This window comes from Vibrio sp. THAF190c (assembly GCF_009363355.1).
Classification (GTDB): Bacteria; Pseudomonadota; Gammaproteobacteria; order Enterobacterales; family Vibrionaceae; genus Vibrio; species Vibrio fortis_A.
Window position 1 is genome coordinate 599,061 of the sequence record NZ_CP045338.1, and the last position, 23,114, is coordinate 622,174.

Sequence of the window (23,114 nt, forward strand, 5' to 3'; positions counted from 1 at the left end):
ATGACTGATACCGTATCCATCTTCTATTCATAAGATAAACATATCTATAAGTAGGAAGGTTGGAATGCGTCTCGATCGATTCACCAGTAAATTTCAAATTGCGATATCTGATGCTCAGTCTCTCGCATTAGGTCGTGATCACCAATATATCGAACCTGTACACCTAATGGTGTCACTGTTAAATCAAGATGGTAGTGCGATTCGTCCGTTGCTGACAATGTTGAATATTGATGTTGTTCAGCTGCGCTCTAAATTGAGCGAGATCCTTGATCGCGTACCAAAAGTGAGTGGCATCGGTGGTGATGTACAGTTATCAAGTGCGATGGGCACCTTGTTTAACATGTGTGACAAGGTGGCTCAAAAGCGTCAAGACACCTATATCTCTTCAGAAATCTTCCTACTTGCAGCAATTGAAGACCGTGGTCCGTTAGGTAATTTGCTTAAAGAGCTTGGCTTAACTGAGCAAAAGCTATCTCAAGCTATAGAGCAGATTCGCGGTGGTCAGAAAGTGGATGATCCAAACGCCGAAGACAAACGCCAAGCTTTGGAGAAGTTTACGGTAGACCTTACCGAGCGTGCAGAGCAAGGCAAGCTCGATCCTGTAATTGGCCGTGATGACGAAATCCGTCGCACCATTCAAGTATTGCAACGCCGCACCAAAAACAACCCTGTGATTATCGGTGAGCCTGGCGTAGGTAAAACGGCCATTGTGGAAGGGCTCGCTCAGCGCATCATTAATAATGAAGTACCAGAAGGTCTGCGTGGTCGTCGAGTGTTGTCACTTGATATGGGCTCATTGGTCGCTGGCGCTAAGTATCGTGGTGAGTTTGAAGAGCGCTTGAAAGCAGTTCTCAATGAACTATCGAAAGAAGAGGGTAACGTCATCCTCTTTATAGATGAGATTCATACCATGGTTGGTGCCGGTAAAGGTGAAGGCTCTATGGATGCGGGCAACATGCTGAAACCGGCTTTGGCTCGAGGCGAACTTCACTGTGTTGGTGCTACTACGTTGGATGAATACCGCCAATATATAGAGAAAGACCCGGCATTAGAGCGTCGCTTCCAAAAAGTGCTGGTGGATGAACCAACGGTTGAAGACACCGTGGCAATCCTGCGTGGTCTAAAAGAGCGTTACGAACTGCACCATCATGTTGAGATTACTGACCCTGCGATTGTTGCGGCGGCGAGTCTTTCGCATCGTTACGTCTCAGATCGTCAACTACCAGATAAAGCCATCGACCTCATTGATGAAGCAGCATCAAGTATCCGTATGCAGATCGATTCCAAGCCGGAATCTTTGGATAAGCTCGAGCGTAAAATCATTCAACTTAAAATTGAGCAGCAAGCGCTGACCAATGAGAATGATGATGCCAGTGAAAAGCGTCTTAAAACTTTAGAAAACGAGCTGCTTGAGAAAGAGCGTGAATTTGCTGAGTTAGAAGAAGTGTGGAATGCAGAAAAAGCGGCACTATCTGGCACCCAACATATTAAGTCAGAGCTAGAACAGGCTCGTATGGATATGGACTTTGCCCGTCGTGCGGGTGATCTAAACCGTATGTCTGAACTTCAGTACGGGCGTATTCCTGAATTGGAAAAACAGTTAGACCTAGCTACGCAAGCAGAAATGCAAGAGATGACACTTCTTAGAAACAAGGTTACGGATACTGAAATTGCCGAAGTGTTGTCAAAGCAAACCGGTATTCCCGTTTCTAAGATGCTTGAGGCTGAAAAAGAGAAGTTGTTGCAAATGGAGTCGGTACTTCATAAGCGCGTTATAGGTCAGGCTGAAGCAGTAGAAGTAGTTGCCAATGCAATTCGCCGAAGCAGGGCAGGCCTGTCTGATCCAAACAAACCAATTGGTTCATTCCTATTTCTAGGTCCGACAGGTGTTGGTAAAACAGAGCTATGTAAAACCCTAGCGAACTTTATGTTCGACAGTGATGACGCCATGGTTCGGATTGATATGTCGGAGTTCATGGAGAAACACTCTGTTGCTCGTTTAGTTGGTGCTCCTCCTGGTTATGTTGGTTATGAAGAAGGTGGCTATTTAACTGAAGCGGTAAGACGTAAGCCTTATTCGGTGATCCTATTAGATGAAGTGGAAAAGGCACACCCTGATGTTTTCAATATTCTACTTCAAGTGCTTGATGACGGTCGCCTGACTGATGGACAAGGTCGAACTGTCGATTTTAGAAATACAGTTGTCATTATGACGTCGAACCTTGGCTCCTCGCGAATTCAAGAAAACTTCTCGGCTTTGGATTACCAAGGAATCAAGAATGAAGTAATGGAAGTGGTGAGTAAGCACTTCAGGCCGGAATTCTTGAACCGTGTTGATGAAAGCGTTGTGTTCCATCCATTGGGACAAGAACACATTAAGTCGATTGCTTCTATACAGCTAAAACATTTAAGCAAGCGAATGGAAGATAATGGCTATGAGTTGGAAGTGTCCGAGAAGGCCCTTGACCTGATTGCTCAAGTTGGCTTTGATCCAGTGTATGGTGCAAGACCATTAAAACGAGCGATTCAACAGAGTGTTGAGAACCCGCTAGCGAAAGCGATATTGGCAGGCAAGGTTAATCCGGACAAAAAAGTTCAGCTGTTAGTCCATAACGATCGAATCGTTGCTCATCAATAAAAACTAGGTCGATTACAAGAGCGAACTGAGCAAAATGGCTTAGTTCGCTTTTATTTTGCACGTTTTGTCTGCTTTGTGTTCGAACGGTTCGTAAAAGCGATTTTATTTCGAATTTACTCTTGTGCAGAACGGATTTGTCTCTATAATGCGCCTCCGTTGTCAGGGATAACCAAGCGGTTTGAACGAAGCAATTAAGACGGTATTAAGCATTTAAGATGCTTTGAAAAATTAGCGATAAAAAGTGTTTGACACTGAAAGCTAATTCGCTAGAATGGCCGTCCACTTCGAGAGGCTCCAAGCGGAACTTTAGAAGTAAGCTCTTTAACAATTTAAACCTATCAATCTGTGTGGGCACTCGTTGATGAATATCACTAAGTTTGTTTTCGCTTTTAAAAGCAAAGGCAAACAGATTCTTCGGAATCAATTGATTTCAATGAACTGAGTGACCAATTCGAATTGGTACAGCCTTGAGCTGTTTGATTTCACTTTTTAAAGTGAAAGCTAATTTAGAGCACAGTCAATTCACAGTCACTATTCGTAAGCTTTTTGTTAAAACGAATGGGGAATGTAATCAGTATTCATTGAGTCACAAAATCTTAAATTGAAGAGTTTGATCATGGCTCAGATTGAACGCTGGCGGCAGGCCTAACACATGCAAGTCGAGCGGAAACGAGTTATCTGAACCTTCGGGGAACGATAACGGCGTCGAGCGGCGGACGGGTGAGTAATGCCTAGGAAATTGCCTTGATGTGGGGGATAACCATTGGAAACGATGGCTAATACCGCATAATGCCTACGGGCCAAAGAGGGGGACCTTCGGGCCTCTCGCGTCAAGATATGCCTAGGTGGGATTAGCTAGTTGGTGAGGTAATGGCTCACCAAGGCGACGATCCCTAGCTGGTCTGAGAGGATGATCAGCCACACTGGAACTGAGACACGGTCCAGACTCCTACGGGAGGCAGCAGTGGGGAATATTGCACAATGGGCGCAAGCCTGATGCAGCCATGCCGCGTGTATGAAGAAGGCCTTCGGGTTGTAAAGTACTTTCAGCAGTGAGGAAGGGGTGTCGTTAATAGCGGCATCTCTTGACGTTAGCTGCAGAAGAAGCACCGGCTAACTCCGTGCCAGCAGCCGCGGTAATACGGAGGGTGCGAGCGTTAATCGGAATTACTGGGCGTAAAGCGCATGCAGGTGGTTTGTTAAGTCAGATGTGAAAGCCCGGGGCTCAACCTCGGAACTGCATTTGAAACTGGCAAACTAGAGTACTGTAGAGGGGTAGAATTTCAGGTGTAGCGGTGAAATGCGTAGAGATCTGAAGGAATACCAGTGGCGAAGGCGGCCCCTGGACAGATACTGACACTCAGATGCGAAAGCGTGGGGAGCAAACAGGATTAGATACCCTGGTAGTCCACGCCGTAAACGATGTCTACTTGGAGGTTGTGGCCTTGAGCCGTGGCTTTCGGAGCTAACGCGTTAAGTAGACCGCCTGGGGAGTACGGTCGCAAGATTAAAACTCAAATGAATTGACGGGGGCCCGCACAAGCGGTGGAGCATGTGGTTTAATTCGATGCAACGCGAAGAACCTTACCTACTCTTGACATCCAGAGAACTTTCCAGAGATGGATTGGTGCCTTCGGGAACTCTGAGACAGGTGCTGCATGGCTGTCGTCAGCTCGTGTTGTGAAATGTTGGGTTAAGTCCCGCAACGAGCGCAACCCTTATCCTTGTTTGCCAGCGAGTAATGTCGGGAACTCCAGGGAGACTGCCGGTGATAAACCGGAGGAAGGTGGGGACGACGTCAAGTCATCATGGCCCTTACGAGTAGGGCTACACACGTGCTACAATGGCGCATACAGAGGGCGGCCAACTCGCGAGAGTGAGCGAATCCCAAAAAGTGCGTCGTAGTCCGGATTGGAGTCTGCAACTCGACTCCATGAAGTCGGAATCGCTAGTAATCGTAGATCAGAATGCTACGGTGAATACGTTCCCGGGCCTTGTACACACCGCCCGTCACACCATGGGAGTGGGCTGCAAAAGAAGTGGGTAGTTTAACCTTTCGGGGAGGACGCTCACCACTTTGTGGTTCATGACTGGGGTGAAGTCGTAACAAGGTAGCCCTAGGGGAACCTGGGGCTGGATCACCTCCTTATACGAAGATGTTCACGATAAGTGTCCACACAGATTGATACGGTTTAGAAAGTTAGAGTAAGGAAATACTTTTCCAGATGGGGCTATAGCTCAGCTGGGAGAGCGCTTCGCTGGCAGCGAAGAGGTCATCGGTTCGATCCCGATTAGCTCCACCATCTTTAAGTGTTCTTCCTTAAGAATCTTTAAAAATGGTTACTTCATTAAGAAGTGATTAGCTCTTTAACAATTTGGAAAGCTGACTGATTTAAATAACAAGTTATTTAAATCAAATTAAAAGTTCTCAATGTTTATCTTTTGGATAAACACAACACAAACACATTCAAGTGTCTTGTATTCGATTCAAATCTAATTTGAATCACCATTGAGTCCGGCAAACACGTAATAAGAACTAACCCTTCTTATTACAACCAAAAACCTTGGTGATTTATCATCAACTCGAAACTTCTTCGGGTTGTATGGTTAAGTGACTAAGCGTACACGGTGGATGCCTTGGCAGTCAGAGGCGATGAAGGACGTATTAACTTGCGATAAGCCCAGATTAGGTAGTAAAAACCTTTTGAGTCTGGGATTTCCGAATGGGGAAACCCACTTACATAAGTAAGTATCTTGTTGTGAATACATAGCAACAAGAGGCAAACCGGGGGAACTGAAACATCTAAGTACCCCGAGGAAGAGAAATCAACCGAGATTCCGAAAGTAGCGGCGAGCGAAATTGGATTAGCCCTTAAGCTTTTAATGATGCAGGTGAAGAGTCTGGAAAGTCTCGCAATAAAGGGTGATAGCCCCGTAACCGACACATCATAATCAGTGAAATCGAGTAGGGCGGGACACGTGATATCCTGTCTGAATATGGGGGGACCATCCTCCAAGGCTAAATACTACTGACTGACCGATAGTGAACCAGTACCGTGAGGGAAAGGCGAAAAGAACCCCTGTGAGGGGAGTGAAATAGAACCTGAAACCGTGTACGTACAAGCAGTAGGAGCACCTTCGTGGTGTGACTGCGTACCTTTTGTATAATGGGTCAGCGACTTATATTCAGTGGCAAGGTTAACCGTTTAGGGGAGCCGTAGGGAAACCGAGTCTTAACTGGGCGTTCAGTCTCTGGATATAGACCCGAAACCAGGTGATCTAGCCATGGGCAGGTTGAAGGTTGAGTAACATCAACTGGAGGACCGAACCGACTAATGTTGAAAAATTAGCGGATGACTTGTGGCTAGGGGTGAAAGGCCAATCAAACCTGGAGATAGCTGGTTCTCCCCGAAAGCTATTTAGGTAGCGCCTCGGACGAATACTACTGGGGGTAGAGCACTGTTAAGGCTAGGGGGTCATCCCGACTTACCAACCCTTTGCAAACTCCGAATACCAGTAAGTACTATCCGGGAGACACACGGCGGGTGCTAACGTCCGTCGTGGAGAGGGAAACAACCCAGACCGCCAGCTAAGGTCCCAAAGTATAGCTAAGTGGGAAACGATGTGGGAAGGCTCAGACAGCCAGGATGTTGGCTTAGAAGCAGCCATCATTTAAAGAAAGCGTAATAGCTCACTGGTCGAGTCGGCCTGCGCGGAAGATGTAACGGGGCTAAGCTATACACCGAAGCTGCGGCTGCACACTTTAGTGTGCGGGGTAGGGGAGCGTTCTGTAAGCCGTTGAAGGTGGTCTGTAAGGGCTGCTGGAGGTATCAGAAGTGCGAATGCTGACATGAGTAACGATAAAGGGAGTGAAAAACTCCCTCGCCGGAAGACCAAGGGTTCCTGTCCAACGTTAATCGGGGCAGGGTAAGTCGACCCCTAAGGCGAGGCCGAAAGGCGTAGTCGATGGGAAACGGGTTAATATTCCCGTACTTCTTACAATTGCGATGGGGGGACGGAGAAGGCTAGGTGGGCCTGGCGACGGTTGTCCAGGTTCAAGTACGTAGGCGGAAGAGTTAGGTAAATCCGGCTCTTCATTAACGCTGAGATACGATGTCGAGCCACTACGGTGGTGAAGTCATTGATGCCATGCTTCCAGGAAAAGCCTCTAAGCTTCAGATTGTAAGGAATCGTACCCCAAACCGACACAGGTGGTCGGGTAGAGAATACCAAGGCGCTTGAGAGAACTCGGGTGAAGGAACTAGGCAAAATGGTACCGTAACTTCGGGAGAAGGTACGCTCTTATCGGTGAAGTCCCTCGCGGATGGAGCTGACGAGAGTCGCAGATACCAGGTGGCTGCAACTGTTTATTAAAAACACAGCACTGTGCAAAATCGTAAGATGACGTATACGGTGTGACGCCTGCCCGGTGCCGGAAGGTTAATTGATGGGGTTAGACTTCGGTCGAAGCTCTTGATCGAAGCCCCGGTAAACGGCGGCCGTAACTATAACGGTCCTAAGGTAGCGAAATTCCTTGTCGGGTAAGTTCCGACCTGCACGAATGGCGTAATGATGGCCACGCTGTCTCCACCCGAGACTCAGTGAAATTGAAATCGCTGTGAAGATGCAGTGTACCCGCGGCTAGACGGAAAGACCCCGTGAACCTTTACTACAGCTTGGCACTGAACATTGACCCTACATGTGTAGGATAGGTGGGAGACTTTGAAACCGCGTCGCTAGATGTGGTGGAGTCGTCCTTGAAATACCACCCTTGTAGTGTTGATGTTCTAACGTTGGTCCCTGAATCGGGATTACGGACAGTGCCTGGTGGGTAGTTTGACTGGGGCGGTCTCCTCCCAAAGAGTAACGGAGGAGCACGAAGGTGGGCTAATCACGGTTGGACATCGTGAGGTTAGTGCAATGGCATAAGCCCGCTTGACTGCGAGAATGACAATTCGAGCAGGTGCGAAAGCAGGTCATAGTGATCCGGTGGTTCTGAATGGAAGGGCCATCGCTCAACGGATAAAAGGTACTCCGGGGATAACAGGCTGATACCGCCCAAGAGTTCATATCGACGGCGGTGTTTGGCACCTCGATGTCGGCTCATCACATCCTGGGGCTGAAGTCGGTCCCAAGGGTATGGCTGTTCGCCATTTAAAGTGGTACGCGAGCTGGGTTTAGAACGTCGTGAGACAGTTCGGTCCCTATCTGCCGTGGGCGTTGGAAGATTGAAGGGGGCTGCTCCTAGTACGAGAGGACCGGAGTGGACGAACCTCTGGTGTTCGGGTTGTCATGCCAATGGCATTGCCCGGTAGCTAAGTTCGGAATCGATAACCGCTGAAAGCATCTAAGCGGGAAGCGAGCCCTGAGATGAGTCTTCCCTGGCGCTTTAAGCGTCCTAAAGGGTTGTTCAAGACTAGAACGTTGATAGGCAGGGTGTGTAAGCGCTGTGAGGCGTTGAGCTAACCTGTACTAATTGCCCGTGAGGCTTAACCATACAACACCCAAGGGGTTTTGATGGACTCATAAGATACAAACGCTTGAATGAGTTTGAGAGAACAAGAAACAGCTTTCCGAATTTTAAGAATTTGCTTGGCGACCATAGCGTTGTGGACCCACCTGATTCCATGCCGAACTCAGAAGTGAAACGCAATAGCGCCGATGGTAGTGTGGGGCTTCCCCATGTGAGAGTAGGACATCGCCAGGCTTTAAATTATGAACGACTTGTCAGCGACGACAAGTAGTCCACTGCGGAGTGGTAGTTCAGTTGGTTAGAATACCGGCCTGTCACGCCGGGGGTCGCGGGTTCGAGTCCCGTCCACTCCGCCACTTATTCAGACAAAGTTAAGTCTTTAAAACAACTACAGGGGTGTAGCTCCAATTGGCAGAGCAGCGGATTCCAAATCCGCGTGTTGGGAGTTCGAATCTCTCCACCCCTGCCACTTTCAAGGCTCTAGTCGAAAGACTAGAGCCTTTTTCGTACTTGTATTGTTGAACCGTTGCGCGAGACTCAAAGCAGCGTATTCCCGTTATATTCAAGATAGCGCGTGTTGGGAGCTGGAGTGCCAGCCCAGTCGAATCTCTCCACCCCTGCCACTTTCAAGGCTCTAGTCGAAAGACTAGAGCCTTTTTCGTATTTGTAATGTTGAACCGTTACGCGAGACTCAAAGCAGTGTATTCTCGTTATATTCAAGATAGCGCGTGTGGGAACTGGAGTGCCAGCCCAGTCAAATCTCTCCATCCCTGCCATCTTCGAAAGCCTCAGCAGAAATGCTGAGGCTTTTTTCGTATTCTATTGCCATCTTCAAAACTCTAGCTGAATGACTAGCGCCTTTTTACTTTTTGGTGCTAGGGTATATCGTTACTTCCAAGTGATAGAAGTGCTCCTGCTGTTACAATTAAACCTCTCCCTCCCTCTATAGATTTAAATCGGCTCTTACCATTACGAACTGAATACCCCACCTCTATTACCTTCTTATCAACTAAGAAAGATCTCAGAGCCCAATTTTGCTCGTATAAGTTTGTTGTTAGATTTTGTTTTTATGATATTCAGCTATGCTCATAATCATGGGCTGACTTTATAGTAAGAGTGGTGAGAGGAGTTAGGAATGCAAATGAAATGGGGGAGTGTTTTTTTATCACTCTTACTCTGTATGCCATCACAAGCGATCCCAACTCAATGGGAAGGTGTAGATAGCCCTACACGCAATCAAACCAGCTCAATAGGCTCTTACGCCAACGGGTGTTTGGATGGGGCACAGGCATTACCTCTGGAAGGTGTGGGTTATCAGGTTATACGTCCTCAAAGAAAGCGATACTACGGTCATACAGATGCGATTAGATTTGTAGAAGCACTTGGAAAAACCGTTAACGATAATCTTAACCAAGTACTCATGATTGGTGATATTTCACTTCCACGTGGTGGCCGCTTCTCTTCAGGACACTCAAGCCATCAAACAGGATTAGACATCGATATCTGGTTAAGACTGAATGATAACAACCTCTCACTGAATCAACTCGCGGTACCTACACCAGTCAGTGTAGTTGACTTAGCTAACTACAAGTTACGCACCTCAAACTGGCAAAATAATCACTTTGAGGTACTTAGATACGCGGCAAAAGATCCTAATGTAGCCCGTATATTTGTTCATCCTGTGATAAAACAAACACTGTGCAATCAAGAATCAGCGCAAGATGATGAGCGCAATTGGCTTGGAAAGATAAGGCCCTGGTGGGGCCACCATTCTCATTTTCATGTTCGTCTACATTGTCCGCAAGACGCGACTAGCTGTGTCGAGCAAATAGCTCCACCGAAAGGTGATGGTTGTGGTTATGAGTTAGCGAGTTGGGCGCCTAAACAGATACCTGTACCTCCACCGACGAAAGTTGCTAAATCAAAACCAAAGAAAAAAAAGGTGATGCCGGAATATTGTTCAACTGTAATCGCTAATTAAACATTTCAAGCCAAATTACCGGTTTCTGAACAGGATCAGAAACTGGAGAAATGTCACACTTTTGTCTAGAGTGAGTAAAGAGTAAATAAGAATATCGTTTGATATTTAATCTTTCACAATCCGACAAAAACAAAAACAGAGTCGAAGTGGCATAGTTGGGTCATAACAAGAATGTTTTTGGGGTGACAAATAGGACTTACACGCCGTATATAAGAATTAGAGTCTTGATACCCGTCGATATGTAATTCGAGGACAAAACCATGACAATGATTTGTGCGAAGGAGTTTTCTGAGTGGTTAAGGCATAGATTTAGCAGTGAGGCTTCTGGTGTTTCTTTAACACGAGAAGATTTGAATAGCTTAACGGGGCGACAGCGCGTAGACCCTGGATTTATTAACGATGTGCATTATGAGTTGATGCAATATGGGATGGCCTTCGTAACCGACACAAGTCGAGAGAACTTTTATCTTGTACATGTTTCTCAAGCATCCAATTGGAGAGAGCGGTTGGAGTATCAATTTGAGAAGGACTTGTTCTGCAACATCTACCCGATAGAGAAATCAGGTTAAAAAAAAGGTTCAACTTAATGCTAAGTTGAACCTTTTAGTTTTAGGTGAGGCCTTGAATGATGACGAACTTCTCTAGAAGTTGATCATCGGTTTCGATGTGATTCGGGTCTGTAATGATACATTTTGTAATCGGACATACAGACTGACACGTCGGCTTTTCGTAGTGACCTTTACATTCAGTACAGAGATCAGGGTCGATCTCAAAGATCGTGTCACCCATAGTAATTGCGCCATTTGGGCACTCAGGGTCACACATATCACAGTTAATGCACTTGTCAGTTATTAGCAGAGCCATTGCTTACTTCTCAGTTTTTTAAGTACAGTTACTTACCTGATGCGTTGCGTGTGTCTTGGCCTTCGCTCAAGTTACGCATCAACAAGCCGTACTCTAAGTCTAGATCGGCTGGCACAGGAATAAATACAAAGTGACCGTTACCTTTTGCGTCTTCTACTGCTTCAGACTTACGGTTTTCCATCATCTCTAGTGTGAAAACAACGTTACCTTTCGGCGTCATCATTTCTAAGCTGTCGCCAACTAGGAACTTGTTCTTCACTTCTACTTCCGCTAGGTCGCCACGGCGTTTACCTGTGAATTCACCAACAAATTGTTGAGTGTCAGAGATAGAGTAACCGTACTCGTAGTTCTGGTAAGTATCGTGAGTGTGACGACGTAGGAAGCCTTCAGTGTAGCCACGGTGCGCTAGGCTCTCTAGTGTACCCATTAGGCTTTCATCAAATGGCTTGCCTGCTACAGCGTCATCGATAGCTTTACGGTAAACTTGAGCAGTACGTGCACAGTAGTAGAAAGACTTAGTACGACCTTCGATTTTCAGTGAGTGAACACCCATCTTCGTTAGACGTTCAACGTGCTGGATTGCACGAAGGTCTTTTGAGTTCATGATGTAAGTACCATGCTCATCTTCAAACGCAGCCATTTTTTCTTCTGGCTTGTGTGACTCTGAAAGTAGAACCACTTCGTCTGTTGGTTTACCTAGACCTATTGTGTTGTCTGGACGTTCGTCTTGAACTTCAACATCCTGAATCTCAACACCTGTAGGGTTTGCTTCAACGATTTGACCGTTTTCGTCTTCTTTTGCAGCTTCTGTTTTGTATTCCCAACGACAAGCGTTAGTACAAGTACCTTGGTTTGGATCGCGCTTGTTCATGTAACCAGAAAGTAGGCAGCGACCAGAGTAGGCCATGCAAAGTGCTCCGTGAACAAAGATCTCTAGTTCTGTTTCTGGGCAGTGTTCACGGATTTCTTCGATCTCTTCAAGTGATAGTTCACGAGATAGAATTACACGTTCCACGCCTTGTGTAGCCCAGAATTTTACAGTTGCCCAGTTAACAGCGTTAGCTTGAACTGAAAGGTGAATTGGCATTTCAGGGAATGCTTCACGAACCATCATAATAAGACCAGGATCAGACATGATTAGGGCATCAGGGCCCATATCTACAACTGGTTTAAGGTCGCGAATGAAAGTTTTTAGTTTAGAGTTGTGCGGCTGAATGTTACATACAACATATAACTTTTTGCCTTGAGCATGAGCTTCGTTGATACCAATTTGTAGGTTTTCGTGGTTAAACTCGTTGTTACGAACACGAAGACTGTAACGTGGCTGGCCCGCGTAAACTGCATCTGCGCCGTAGGCGAATGCGTAACGCATGTTTTTAAGGCTTCCTGCCGGTGATAATAGTTCAGGTACAAATGGTTTTTGTGTCGTCATTGCTTCTTTCTCTAATCTGATCTCAAGTCAGGTTGACATCACCAAGTGATATCAAAGGGGCGCAAATTTTACGCTAAAATGAGATCCAACACTAGTTATTTAGGGTAGAAGACAATAATAAAAGCAGGGGTATTAGGGTCTGTTGATCTTTCGAGCTGATTTTTGCAGCGCTTTGTGGGAGATTTCTACAAGGCAGAGGCTTTGATGTGTAGCTAGCCTACATGAAAAGCCGATAACGCAGTAGAGATGAACCACAAAGGCTGCCCGAAGGGTTCGGCTAGAATCGTTTTATGCTTTGTTAAGAAGTATTTACTTAGAGTGACTAGGCTACATACTCCTTGCCGCGCCTAAAACGATTCTAACTCGAACAAAACTTAACCGCGAAAGGTCAACAGACCCTATCAGGCTCTCAAGATAGTTGGCCTTGAGAGCCTAGTTTGATTACGCTTCAGGGTGAGGTAGGCCACCTAAAGAATCAAATAGATTCGGTAGGAAAGCGCTGAACTCACCACACAGTAGAGAAAAGTCTGCATCGAATCGTGCAGCTTGATCTTCACGTGGAATGTCGTCGTTTTCGTCTTTAAGATCATCGCTGAACTTCAGGCGCTTGATGCTGCCGTCTTCGCCAAGAATGAATTCAATACGATCTTGCCAGTTCACAGCAAGCTTAGTGACAACTTTATTGGCTTCGATATGGTTCTTGATCTCGTCAGCTTCTAGTTCCTGTTTCTTCACACGAACGATGCCGCCATCTTCTTGGATTGATTTAAGCTCCGCTTCATCTAGCATGTTGATGCCTTGTGGAGTATCACCTGTTTTAACCCATTCTGTTAGAGTTTCATCAATCGCGCGCTCTGGAATCGCAGGCACAACAGGTAAGCTACCCATTGTTTTACGTAGCAATGCTAATACGTCTTCGGCTTTCTTGTAGCTGCTTGCATCAACAACAATGAAGCCCTCTTTTGGCATGATCAAAGCGTAAGTGAAGTTGCTGCGGCTGAAAGCGCGCGGAAGAAGATCGATGATGATGTCTTCTTTGATGCTGTCTTTCTCTTTTTTCTTCACTGGTTGGCCTGATTCTACTTCAAGCGCTTCTACTTTAGCGTTCAGTGTCTCTTTGATCACTGAAGCGGGTAGCATCTTCTCTTCTTTCTTTGCACAAATCAGAATGCGGTTTTCAGAAACATGCGTCATCATGTCACCGTGCTTACCCATAGCGTGAACCCAACCAAACTTCTGTTTGTCTTGGCTGCCGCAAGGTGTGAAGCGAAATTCTTCTAGCTGCTTCTCTAGCTTGTCTGCATTGAACTCAATATCACGATTGAAGCGATACACTAGGCAATTTTTAAACCACATATACTTTTTCTCATACCTTTTTAGAAGTGGTCCATCATAGGGGATTTGATCGAATTTGTCGTTAATTCGGTATCAAAACTTCTAAAGTGAAGCGATTGAGACAGTTATATTAAAATTTGTTTTCAAAGGTCACAAAAGTGTCATAATTAACTCTGATAATGCAATGCGTTGATTAAATACAAAGGCTATTCAATTATGTCGAGAAGGATTCTGGTCGTTGAGGATGAAGCACCAATTCGTGAGATGTTGTGTTTTGTGCTTGAACAAAAAGGCTACCAAGCAGTAGAAGCTGAAGATTACGATACAGCGGTGAACAAGCTATGTGAACCTTTCCCAGATCTAGTATTACTAGATTGGATGCTACCGGGTGGTAGCGGTATTAATTTCATCAAGCATATGAAGCGTGAAGAGCTAACACGCAACATCCCTGTGGTAATGCTGACAGCGCGTGGTGAAGAAGAAGATAAGGTTCGTGGTTTAGAAGTGGGCGCTGATGATTACATCACCAAGCCATTCTCTCCAAAGGAACTGGTCGCTCGTCTGAAAGCAGTGATTCGTCGTGTGACGCCAACAGCCCTAGAAGATGTGATTGACGTACAAGGTCTAAAACTTGACCCTGTATCTCACCGTGTTACCGCGAGTGATGGCCCTGTTGATATGGGACCTACTGAGTTTAAGATGCTGCACTTCTTTATGACGCATCAAGAGCGTGTATACAGTCGTGAGCAGCTACTGAATAACGTTTGGGGTACCAACGTTTACGTAGAAGACCGTACTGTGGATGTACATATTCGTCGCCTTCGCAAAGCACTTGAAGCCGCAGGTCACGATAAACTGATTCAAACAGTTCGCGGTGCTGGCTATCGCTTCTCTACAAAAGCTTAATATATGGCTTCGATGCCCGATTTACGGAGTCCTGAATGGTTGAAAAGTTAACCTGGAAGAAGCTAGCTTGGGAGCTGGCTTTTTTTTACGCACCTTGGTTTATAGTTGGCTGGATATTTGGCTACCTGCCTTGGTTACTGTTGGCTGCTACAGTACTGCAGCTGGCATGGCATCTTCATAACCAAATGCGTCTTTCGGCATGGTTGTGGGATGAAAAGCGCTTAACACCACCTTCAGGTTCTGGAAATTGGGAGTCTTTGTTTAACGGTATCTACCGTATGCAGCAGAGACAGCGTCGTAAGCGCAAAGAGTTAACCAATCTAATTCGCCGCTTCCGAAATGGTGCGGAATCTCTACCTGATGCTGTTGTTGTATTTCGTAGTGAAGGCAACATCGTCTGGTGCAACAAGCTTGCCCAATACTTACTCGGCTTTCGTTGGCCAGATGACTCTGGTCAGCCTATCTCGAACCTGATTCGTACTCCTGATTTCATTAAGTACCTCAATAAACAAGATTTCTCTGAACCGTTGGAGATGCCGTCGCCATTGAATGTGGAGCGTATGCTGGAATTGCGTATCGTGCCATACACTGAAGGTGAGCATCTAATGGTAGTACGTGATGTGACTCAGCTTAAACAGCTTGAGGGCATGCGTCGTAACTTCTTTGCTAATGTTTCTCATGAGCTGCGCACGCCAATGACAGTACTTCAAGGCTACCTTGAGATGACTGAAGAACCGGATATGGTTGTCGGCCCAATGTGGAGCAAAGCACATGGTGTGATGACAGAGCAGTTGAATCGCATGAATAGCCTAGTGAACCAATTGCTGACGTTATCTAAGATCGAAGCTGCGCCAATGCATGAGTTGGATGAGGTGGTGAATGTCCCTGCAATGCTGGAGGTGCTTGAAAAAGAGGCTACCAGTTTGAGTGGTGATAAAGAGCATAAGCTTGAGTTTGATATCGATAAGAGCTTGCGCGTTCTCGCCGATGAAGATCAACTGCGTAGTGCTATCTCTAATCTTGTTTACAACGCAGTGAAATACACTCCTGCTGGTGCCACGGTGAAGGTGCGTTGGTACCAAACCAGTCAAGGTGCCTGCTTGGATGTCTCTGATACTGGTGATGGTATTGAACCTCAACATCTACACAGATTGACCGAGCGCTTCTATCGTGTCGATAAAGCTCGCTCTAGGGATACCGGTGGTAGTGGTCTCGGACTCGCTATTGTAAAACACGCACTCAGCCATCACGACTCACATCTCGAAATACAGAGTGAAGTTGGCGTTGGTAGTCGTTTCTCCTTTACGCTACCAAGTCGTCTAACTGTTTAATGAGTCAATCGATGAGAAAATTGTCTGTCTCTAGCCTTTTAATTGCCACCCTAACCATGAGTGGCATTGTTCGTTCAGAGCAAACCACGGAATCATTGCCTGACTATGAGAAAGTACATGGCATTTCGGGAAGTTTGTTATCCGTCGGCTCTGACACCTTAGCCGGGATGACGACGCTCTGGATGGAAGAGTTTAAGACGTACTATCCAAACGTTAATGCGCAGGTACAAGCGTCTGGTTCCTCGACCGCTCCTCCGGCATTGACTGAAGGCACTGCACACTTAGGCCCAATGAGCCGACCAATGCGCCTGCGCGAGATTGAAGCCTTTGAGCGAGAGCATGGCTATAAGCCAACCGCACTTAAAGTGGCTATCGATGCGATTGGTATCTTTGTTCATAGAGACAACCCTATTGAAGGGCTGAACTTTCGCCAGATTGACGGGATCTTTTCTCAAACACTGCGTTGTGGTGCTAATCAATCCTACGAAACCTGGCAAGACCTAGGCATTACCCAAGCTTGGGCCAAACACCCATTCCAGTTGTTTGGACGAAACTCGGTCTCAGGTACTTATGGTTACTTTAAGATGAATGCGCTATGCGGTGGTGATTTTAAAAATCGTGTTAATGAGCAGCCGGGTTCCGCATCTGTGGTGCAGTCGGTCTCATCATCAATCAGTGGTATCGGCTATTCAGGCATTGGCTATCGAGTTGCAGGGGTTAAATTGATCCCCGTGGCAACGCAAGGTGATGATTATGTTGATGCTACGCGTGAAAACATCATCAATGGCGATTACCCATTGTCTCGATTCCTCTATGTGTACGTCAATAAACACCCAGAAAAGCCTTTGTCACCAGTTGAGCAAGAGTTCTTAACCTTCGTCTTCTCTAAGCAAGGGCAGGAGTTGGTTGAAAAGGATGGCTATGTTGCGATTCCAAGAGAATTTGCCCAACAAGAGCTCGCTAAAGTTGGGCTGTAATCGCGCCATTTTATGAACGCTTGGCTTCGATATTATCATCGACGCTATTTATCATCGAAACTATCGTTGTCGAAGCCATTGTTATTGAAGCTTAGCTGCCAGTCGGCTTGCTCCCATAGCTCTTGCTCTTGCGCTAAATCCGCTGCGAGGAGCTTGTTTTCAGTTAGCCATTCAGGGTTGTCACAACTAAGTTTCCAGTGATCTTTATCTACCAGAACGATCTTTATATCTAACAGCGGTGCATCATTCCGCTGCCCATTCAATAAGATAGCTAGCCTTAAAATTCGTATTAAACCTATGACCTGTTTCTTTTTGAACAGGTTGAACTCGGGCATCTCTTGGAGTTTTAAAGACTTACGTTGGAATCGAGCCAAAGTAGCCATCACAGACTGCTGCTCGCTGTTGAAGCCTGGCATATTGGTATGCTTTAAGATGTAGGCTGAATGGCGATGAAACCCTTGAAAGCTGATGCTTAGGCCAACTTCATGGAGTAGGGCACTCCAGCTTAGTAGATCAAACAGCTGACTTTTTTTCTTGACGCCGAGTGAGTCTTGCAGTTGATGGATGAATTCTAATGCTTGTCCCTTAACCCGTGCTGCATGTTCTGAGTCAACCTGATGCTTTAGCGCTAAGTTTTCAGTGGTACGCATCCGAATATCAGAGCGTTGAAAGCGCTCTTCCATTTCATACAGCAGACCCTCTCGGAGGGCACCGTCTGAAAAGTGCATTTCCTTGATCGATAGAGCTTTGAAGATCCCTGTTAGAATTGCGACACCCGCTGCGAACACTGGTTGTCGTTCAACAGTTAAACCTTTGATATCGATATCTTCAATCGTTTTGTGCTCACACAGAGTTTCGATGAGGTGCTCTAATCTTTTCTCGGTGATGATTGAATCTTCATAGCCTAGACCTATTAAGACTTCTTTGATGGCCTTGATCGTGCCAGAAGAGCCTAGAGCGGCTTCCCAACCTTGCTTCTTGTATTGTCCCGCCAGCGATTCGAGACGCTGTTGCGCAGCAATGATGGCTTTAGCAAAGTTTTTTGAGGAGAGTTTGTTGTTGGCGAAGTAGCGATGAGTAAAGCTCACACAACCCATTTGCTTACTGTTGACAAGCTTGGCTTCAAAGCCTTCACCAATGATCAGCTCAGTACTGCCGCCGCCAATATCAACTACCAGTTTAGAGTCTGACTCAGGTTGGGTGTGCGCGACGCCAAGATATATGAGACGAGCTTCCTCTTGGCCAGGGATCACTTCGATCGGAAAGGGAAGGATCTCTCTCGCTCTCTGAATAAAGATATGAGCATTGTTTGCTTGTCGAAGGGTGTGAGTCGCGGCAATACGAACGTTATCTAACTCAAAACCTTGTAAGCGCTCTGCAAACATCGCTAAGCATTCAAGACCTCGCTCCATAGCACTGTTGCTAAGGTTGGACTGACTGTCTAGGCCTGAACCTAAGCGCACGCGTTGTTTATGGCGGCTCACAAGTTGCAGTTCTTGGCCAATGACCTTAGCAACCACCATGTGGAAACTATTGGAACCTAAGTCTATGGCGGCGACATTTCGGATTGGCACAGATGCCGCCTCTAGTGAGATGGCATCTAGGGAAGTATTTGATTCTTGTTTAGAGGAAGCATCGTTAGTTTTGCTCATCGTCTGGCTTTGTTTCCCTGGCTTTTCTGGTGTGCTTTTCGACCTGCTTTAGGTAATCGTAGATGGCGACTTGTGAGCGAACTTTTTTACGGTTACCGCGTGGAACGTAGCTGTTGCTCATTTCTTTATCAATCCACCTTGCTTTAACTGTATCGGTAAAATGGATATTTACAATATCAATAATACGCTGTTTCAAACGTTCATCACGGATTGGCGCAGCGACTTCGATACGGTGATCGATATTTCGAGTCATCCAGTCGGCAGAAGAGATGTAAACCAGAGGATCACCATCATTGTGAGTGATAATGACGCGAGGGTGCTCAAGGAAGCGATCAATAATGCTAATGATTTCAATATTCTCACTAATGCCTTCGACCCCAGGTACTAAAGAGCACATACCGCGAATAATCATGCGGATTTTCACCCCAGCACTGCTCGCACCATAGAGTTTATTGATCAGACCTTTGTCCACTAGGTTGTTCACTTTTAAGGTGATCTGCGCTTTCTTGCCTTCTTTGGCATTTGCAATTTCACCATCGATCAATCGGTAGAGCTTTTTACGAGAGTTTCGCGGAGAAACAATTAAGTGGTCGAAGCGAACAGGTCTGTATGGGTTTTCGATGTAACCAAAAACGTTTCGCACCTCGTTGGCCAAGTCTTGGTCGGCTGTGAGTAATGAGAAGTCTGTGTAGATGCGTGCATTTTTTTCATGGAAGTTGCCGGTACCGATATGCGCGTAGCGAGTGATTTCTTCCCCCTCGCGACGGCTAATCAATATTAGCTTTGAGTGTATCTTCAAACCGGGAGCGCCAAAGATAACGTGCACGCCTGCTTCTGTAAGTACTTTCGCCCACTCAATGTTGGCTTCTTCATCGAATCGAGCTTGCAGCTCAACCACTACCGTAACGCTTTTCCCATTGTGTACCGCATCAATGATCGAGTTTAATAACTTCGAATTCTTGGCTACTCGATAGACGTTTATCTTAATGCTGATCACTTTAGGATCGAACGACGCTTGGCGAACTAACTCAGTGATATGATCAAAGGTGTGATAAGGGTAATAGAGCAGGATATCTTTCTCTTTGATCGCATTAAAGGTGTTGTGGTGGTGATCGAAGTCGGCGCACTTCATTGGCGGCAGAGGCTTATTCTCTAAATACTCTCGCCCCATATTTGGAAAGGCAATAAAGTCCTTGAAGTTATGATAGCGCCCACCCGGAATTAAGCTGTCGTAGTTGGACATCCCAAGCTTTTCACACAAGAAGCTGAGCATGTTCTCTGGCATTGTGTGTTCGTAAACGAATCGTACCGGCATGGCACTCAATCTTTGCGCAACCCCTTCAGACATCTGCTCTAGCAAGCTATGTTCGACCTCAAAACTCAGATCATATTCAGCGTCACGGGTCATTTTCATGGCGTAACAATTAAGGCTATCGTATTCAAAGAACCCTTTAAAAAGGTCGTCAATACAGTAACGAATGATATTGTCGAGCAGAATGATGGTCTTACGGCGCTTGCCTTTTGGCTCTGGCACTTTGACGAAACGTGGAAGGTGATCGGTCGGTATTTCGATCAGGGCATAACTCGATTGCTGATCTTTTTCTAACTCAACGGTGAGATACGCATATTCATCTTTCAGAAACTGTAATACGTCGATCTCATCGGTCATCAACAGTGGAGTAATGTGAGGGAGGATCTCTTTACGAAAGTACTTTCGGATCCACTTTATCTGAGATTCGTTGAGTTGTGTTTCATTGACGAGAAAGATGCGTCGTCTTGCCATCTCTAAAATCAATTCATTGTAGAGTTCATCAAACCTTTGATTGAGTTTTAGTGCTTTGGTTTGCATTTTAGCCAAGAGGTGCTTTGAATTATCATTAATACCGCGTTCTTGGTTAATCAAGATTCGACGTTTGACATCAGCAAAGCGAACTTTGTAAAACTCATCTAAATTGTTGGAAAAAATACCCAAAAATCGGACACGCTCTATCAATGGAACATGTTTGTCTGCGGACTCTTGCAATACCCTCTCATTAAAAGAGAGCCAGCTAAGTTCTTTTTCTATGTAGAGTTTTTCCGCATTCATTAAGACTCTCCTCGATTGACTGACGTGTTTTTTGGGGCTTAAATTATAAAAAATAAGCAGCGTATGCTCATTTTGTTACGGTATTATTGCAATTGAAAGTTTATGCAAAAGTTGCTACTAGTTTCAGTTATTTAATGTGACCTGTAATATAATTGTCATCTAATCGAAATATTATGATATTAGCTCAAAAAAGGTAGACAGAAAGATGACCCCTAGCCAATTTTCACTGAAAGAAAAAGACAAGAAACGATGGTTGAAAGACCGTCTTGTCCGCTTTTCTGTGACGTGCGGCGGGGTAAGTGTTCTGGCAGCTTTAGTCCTTATCTTTATCTACCTTGCTATGGTTATATTGCCGGTATTTTCTGATGCTGATATTCAGGTGAGCGACACTCGCAAGTCTCTCTCTGTGAATAATGCTGTTGCGCTCTCGGTTGATGAGTACGGGCAACACGCTTTTACTATTGAAAACTCAGGTAAAGTTCAGTTTTGGGACTTAGATACACAAAACTCAGACTCTTATTTTTCTGAGCAGGTCATCGATGCCCCTATTGCGTTCGCTCGAAACACACCTGCAGAAAACTGGTTCGCTTTTGCTACGAAAAGTGGTGACATTACCTTTTTCTCCCCTGAATTCAGTGCGCCGCTTTACAAACCAAACAGTGTTGCTGAACCTAAAGTTCAACGCCTAAAGACGATTGAACGTTTCTTACCGGCAACAGAAAGTAACGGAGCTGAGATTGAACATTTTGCTTTCTCACGTTATGGCTCACAGCTGACCATCACTGCTCAATTGACTGATCAGCGTTTGTTGGTGAAATGGTACCAAGCCGATCTTCAAGGCAATTATCGTCTGCAAGCGAGTCAATGGCTCTCTAGTAAGTTTAGTCAACAAGATCAGATCTTGATGACGCCTGATGGCAAAACGCTTTACTTAAGATCAGACTCCGAACTGGCGGTACTGACGCTCAATCAGCACCATTTTTCGGTCAGGGAGCTGGTGGATTTGAGTTTGAGTGATGAAAAGCATGCGGTGAAGAAGATTGATCTTCTGTCTGGTGCTTATTCGTTGCTTGTGACACATAACGATGGTCAGGTGTCACAATGGTTTGACGTGCTAAAGGATAAGCAGCGTAGCCTAACTCATATTCGAGATTTTCAGTTAGCTGAAGAAGTACAATTCATTCTGCCGGACACCTATCGCAAAGGCTTTTATAGTTTTTACGAAAACGGCACATTGCAAAGCCATTACACGACCAGTGAAAAACTGTCTCTGTTTGAGCGTGCTTTTGATAAGTCACCTGAGTTGGCGGCGATGTCTGCTAATGAGTTGCACCTGGTAGCTTTGATAGACGGTGAAATTCGAGTGGCAGCGGTCGACAATGAATATCCGCAGATTTCACTCTCATCGCTCTGGCAGAAGGTATGGTACGAAAGCTACCCAGAACCGGCTTACGTGTGGCAGTCGACATCAGCGAATGATGACTTTGAAGAGAAATTCAGTTTAATCCCGATCACTTTCGGTACCATAAAAGCCGCGCTGTTTGCGATGCTTTTTGCTACACCGATAGCGGTGTTGGGCGCGATTTATACCGCGTATTTTATGTCTCCAAGAATGCGCCGAGTGGTGAAGCCGTCGATTGAGTTGATGGAAGCTTTACCTACGGTGATTATCGGCTTCTTAGCTGGTTTATGGTTTGCACCTATTGTCGAAACCCACCTCACCGCGGTGTTCTCGTTAATGGTAGCGCTGCCGTTAAGTGCATTGTTGGCGGGGTTGGTTTGGTACGTATTACCTAAAGGTTTTACTCGTCGATTCTCTAACGGTTGGCACGCACTGATCTTAATTCCTGTGTTAATTGTTACCATCGTTGGCGTGTTTGTACTCGGGAATCAGATTGAGGCTGTTTTGTTCGGTGGGGATATTCGTACTTTCCTTGCTGGATACGGCATTGGCTTTGACCAAAGAAACGCGCTGGTGGTTGGTTTTGCTATGGGCTTTGCTGTTATTCCTACCATCTTTACTATCGCGGAAGATGCGATCTTCTCTGTGCCTAAGCATCTCTCAGACGGTTCATTGGCCTTAGGCGCTACTGCATGGCAAACACTGATTTATGTTGTGTTGCTGACTGCGAGTCCAGGCATTTTCTCTGCGATCATGATGGGGCTTGGGCGTGCTGTTGGTGAAACCATGATTGTTCTAATGGCAACAGGCAATACGCCTATTTTGGATTGGAATATTTTAGAGGGGATGAGAACTCTGTCTGCGACTATTGCGGTTGAACTGCCTGAATCTGAAGTCGGTGGTTCCCATTTCCGCCTATTGTTCTTAGCTGCGTTGCTGCTGTTTGTCTTCACCTTTGCCGTAAACTTCTTGGCGGAGTGGGTAAGACAACGACTGCGCGACAAGTATCGTGCGTTATAGTGTTAAAGGGGCAGCAT

Annotated in this window: 12 protein-coding genes, 3 tRNA genes and 3 rRNA genes; 13 read left to right on the forward strand and 5 right to left on the reverse strand. The window is 45.9% G+C overall.

The annotated features are described in order from the left end of the window. Positions 1-64 precede the first annotated feature (64 nt). From clpB to FIV04_RS02700, 9 genes are all read left to right on the forward strand, one after another. Positions 65-2,638, forward strand: coding sequence for an ATP-dependent chaperone ClpB (gene clpB / locus FIV04_RS02655; protein ID WP_032553208.1), 2,574 nt, complete (start codon positions 65-67; stop codon positions 2,636-2,638). A gap of 598 nt (positions 2,639-3,236) precedes the next feature. Further along, positions 3,237-4,787 (forward strand): 16S ribosomal RNA (locus tag FIV04_RS02665). 78 nt (positions 4,788-4,865) lie between these two features. Then, a tRNA-Ala gene (locus FIV04_RS02670) sits at positions 4,866-4,941 on the forward strand. A gap of 302 nt (positions 4,942-5,243) precedes the next feature. Continuing rightward, a 23S ribosomal RNA gene (locus FIV04_RS02675) occupies positions 5,244-8,135 on the forward strand. A gap of 94 nt (positions 8,136-8,229) precedes the next feature. Then, positions 8,230-8,345, forward strand: a 5S ribosomal RNA gene (gene rrf, locus FIV04_RS02680). The 16S, 23S and 5S rRNA genes sit together here with 3 tRNA genes alongside, the layout of an rRNA operon. Positions 8,346-8,390: 45 nt before the next feature. Continuing rightward, positions 8,391-8,467: transfer RNA gene (locus FIV04_RS02685), tRNA-Asp, on the forward strand. 36 nt (positions 8,468-8,503) lie between these two features. Further along, a tRNA-Trp gene (locus FIV04_RS02690) sits at positions 8,504-8,580 on the forward strand. Positions 8,581-9,291: 711 nt separating this feature from the next. Beyond that, positions 9,292-10,092, forward strand: coding sequence for a penicillin-insensitive murein endopeptidase (gene mepA / locus FIV04_RS02695; RefSeq protein WP_253895394.1), 801 nt, complete (start codon positions 9,292-9,294; stop codon positions 10,090-10,092). Between the two features lie 260 nt (positions 10,093-10,352). Continuing rightward, positions 10,353-10,661: a hypothetical protein gene (locus FIV04_RS02700; RefSeq protein ID WP_152468188.1), complete on the forward strand. Its 309-nt coding sequence runs from the start codon at positions 10,353-10,355 to the stop codon at positions 10,659-10,661. 40 nt (positions 10,662-10,701) lie between these two features. On the opposite strand, the gene FIV04_RS02705 is transcribed toward FIV04_RS02700, so the two are convergent. The 3 genes from FIV04_RS02705 to rdgC form a co-directional block, all read right to left on the reverse strand. Beyond that, entirely contained in the window at positions 10,702-10,956 is a 255-nt protein-coding gene (locus FIV04_RS02705) for a YfhL family 4Fe-4S dicluster ferredoxin (RefSeq protein ID WP_032551266.1), read from the reverse strand. Positions 10,957-10,984: 28 nt separating this feature from the next. After that, positions 10,985-12,388 (reverse strand): tRNA 5-hydroxyuridine modification protein YegQ, encoded by a 1,404-nt coding sequence (gene yegQ / locus FIV04_RS02710; protein WP_152468189.1) that lies wholly within the window; start codon positions 12,386-12,388, stop codon positions 10,985-10,987. 441 nt (positions 12,389-12,829) lie between these two features. After that, positions 12,830-13,744 (reverse strand): recombination-associated protein RdgC, encoded by a 915-nt coding sequence (gene rdgC / locus FIV04_RS02715; RefSeq protein WP_152468190.1) that lies wholly within the window; start codon positions 13,742-13,744, stop codon positions 12,830-12,832. Between the two features lie 195 nt (positions 13,745-13,939). Between rdgC and phoB the strand changes: the two genes are divergently transcribed. Genes phoB through FIV04_RS02730 form a run of 3 tightly spaced genes read left to right on the forward strand, consistent with a single transcriptional unit; the run spans position 13,940 to position 16,937 of the window. Continuing rightward, positions 13,940-14,629: a phosphate regulon transcriptional regulator PhoB gene (gene phoB / locus FIV04_RS02720; protein WP_032551271.1), complete on the forward strand. Its 690-nt coding sequence runs from the start codon at positions 13,940-13,942 to the stop codon at positions 14,627-14,629. Between the two features lie 35 nt (positions 14,630-14,664). Continuing rightward, positions 14,665-15,960, forward strand: coding sequence for a phosphate regulon sensor histidine kinase PhoR (phoR, locus tag FIV04_RS02725; protein WP_152468191.1), 1,296 nt, complete (start codon positions 14,665-14,667; stop codon positions 15,958-15,960). Between the two features lie 56 nt (positions 15,961-16,016). Then, positions 16,017-16,937, forward strand: a complete 921-nt coding sequence (locus tag FIV04_RS02730; RefSeq protein ID WP_253895395.1) for a PstS family phosphate ABC transporter substrate-binding protein — start codon at positions 16,017-16,019, stop codon at positions 16,935-16,937. Positions 16,938-16,981: 44 nt separating this feature from the next. Here the strand turns inward: FIV04_RS02730 and ppx are convergent, their stop codons facing one another. Next, positions 16,982-18,460, reverse strand: a complete 1,479-nt coding sequence (gene ppx, locus FIV04_RS02735) for an exopolyphosphatase (protein ID WP_253895396.1) — start codon at positions 18,458-18,460, stop codon at positions 16,982-16,984. Between the two features lie 115 nt (positions 18,461-18,575). Continuing rightward, complete coding sequence (gene ppk1, locus FIV04_RS02740) at positions 18,576-20,675, reverse strand: polyphosphate kinase 1 (protein WP_032551275.1); 2,100 nt, start codon at positions 20,673-20,675, stop codon at positions 18,576-18,578. Between the two features lie 205 nt (positions 20,676-20,880). Between ppk1 and FIV04_RS02745 the strand changes: the two genes are divergently transcribed. Beyond that, positions 20,881-23,097, forward strand: coding sequence for an ABC transporter permease subunit (locus tag FIV04_RS02745; RefSeq protein WP_152468194.1), 2,217 nt, complete (start codon positions 20,881-20,883; stop codon positions 23,095-23,097). Positions 23,098-23,114 lie beyond the last annotated feature (17 nt).

Bases quoted from the DNA above. Each gene is read 5' to 3' on its own strand.
- ppx (WP_253895396.1), bottom strand. From the start codon at position 18,460: ATGGTGGTTGCTAAGGTCATTGGCCAAGAACTGCAACTTGTGAGCCGC.
- FIV04_RS02705 (WP_032551266.1), bottom strand. From the start codon at position 10,956: ATGGCTCTGCTAATAACTGACAAGTGCATTAACTGTGATATGTGTGAC.
- phoR (WP_152468191.1), top strand. From the start codon at position 14,665: ATGGTTGAAAAGTTAACCTGGAAGAAGCTAGCTTGGGAGCTGGCTTTT.
- FIV04_RS02745 (WP_152468194.1), top strand. From the start codon at position 20,881: ATGACCCCTAGCCAATTTTCACTGAAAGAAAAAGACAAGAAACGATGG.
- mepA (WP_253895394.1), top strand. From the start codon at position 9,292: ATGCCATCACAAGCGATCCCAACTCAATGGGAAGGTGTAGATAGCCCT.
- FIV04_RS02730 (WP_253895395.1), top strand. From the start codon at position 16,017: ATGAGTGGCATTGTTCGTTCAGAGCAAACCACGGAATCATTGCCTGAC.
- ppk1 (WP_032551275.1), bottom strand. From the start codon at position 20,675: ATGAATGCGGAAAAACTCTACATAGAAAAAGAACTTAGCTGGCTCTCT.
- phoB (WP_032551271.1), top strand. From the start codon at position 13,940: ATGTCGAGAAGGATTCTGGTCGTTGAGGATGAAGCACCAATTCGTGAG.
- yegQ (WP_152468189.1), bottom strand. From the start codon at position 12,388: ATGACGACACAAAAACCATTTGTACCTGAACTATTATCACCGGCAGGA.
- clpB (WP_032553208.1), top strand. From the start codon at position 65: ATGCGTCTCGATCGATTCACCAGTAAATTTCAAATTGCGATATCTGAT.
- rdgC (WP_152468190.1), bottom strand. From the start codon at position 13,744: ATGTGGTTTAAAAATTGCCTAGTGTATCGCTTCAATCGTGATATTGAG.
- FIV04_RS02700 (WP_152468188.1), top strand. From the start codon at position 10,353: ATGACAATGATTTGTGCGAAGGAGTTTTCTGAGTGGTTAAGGCATAGA.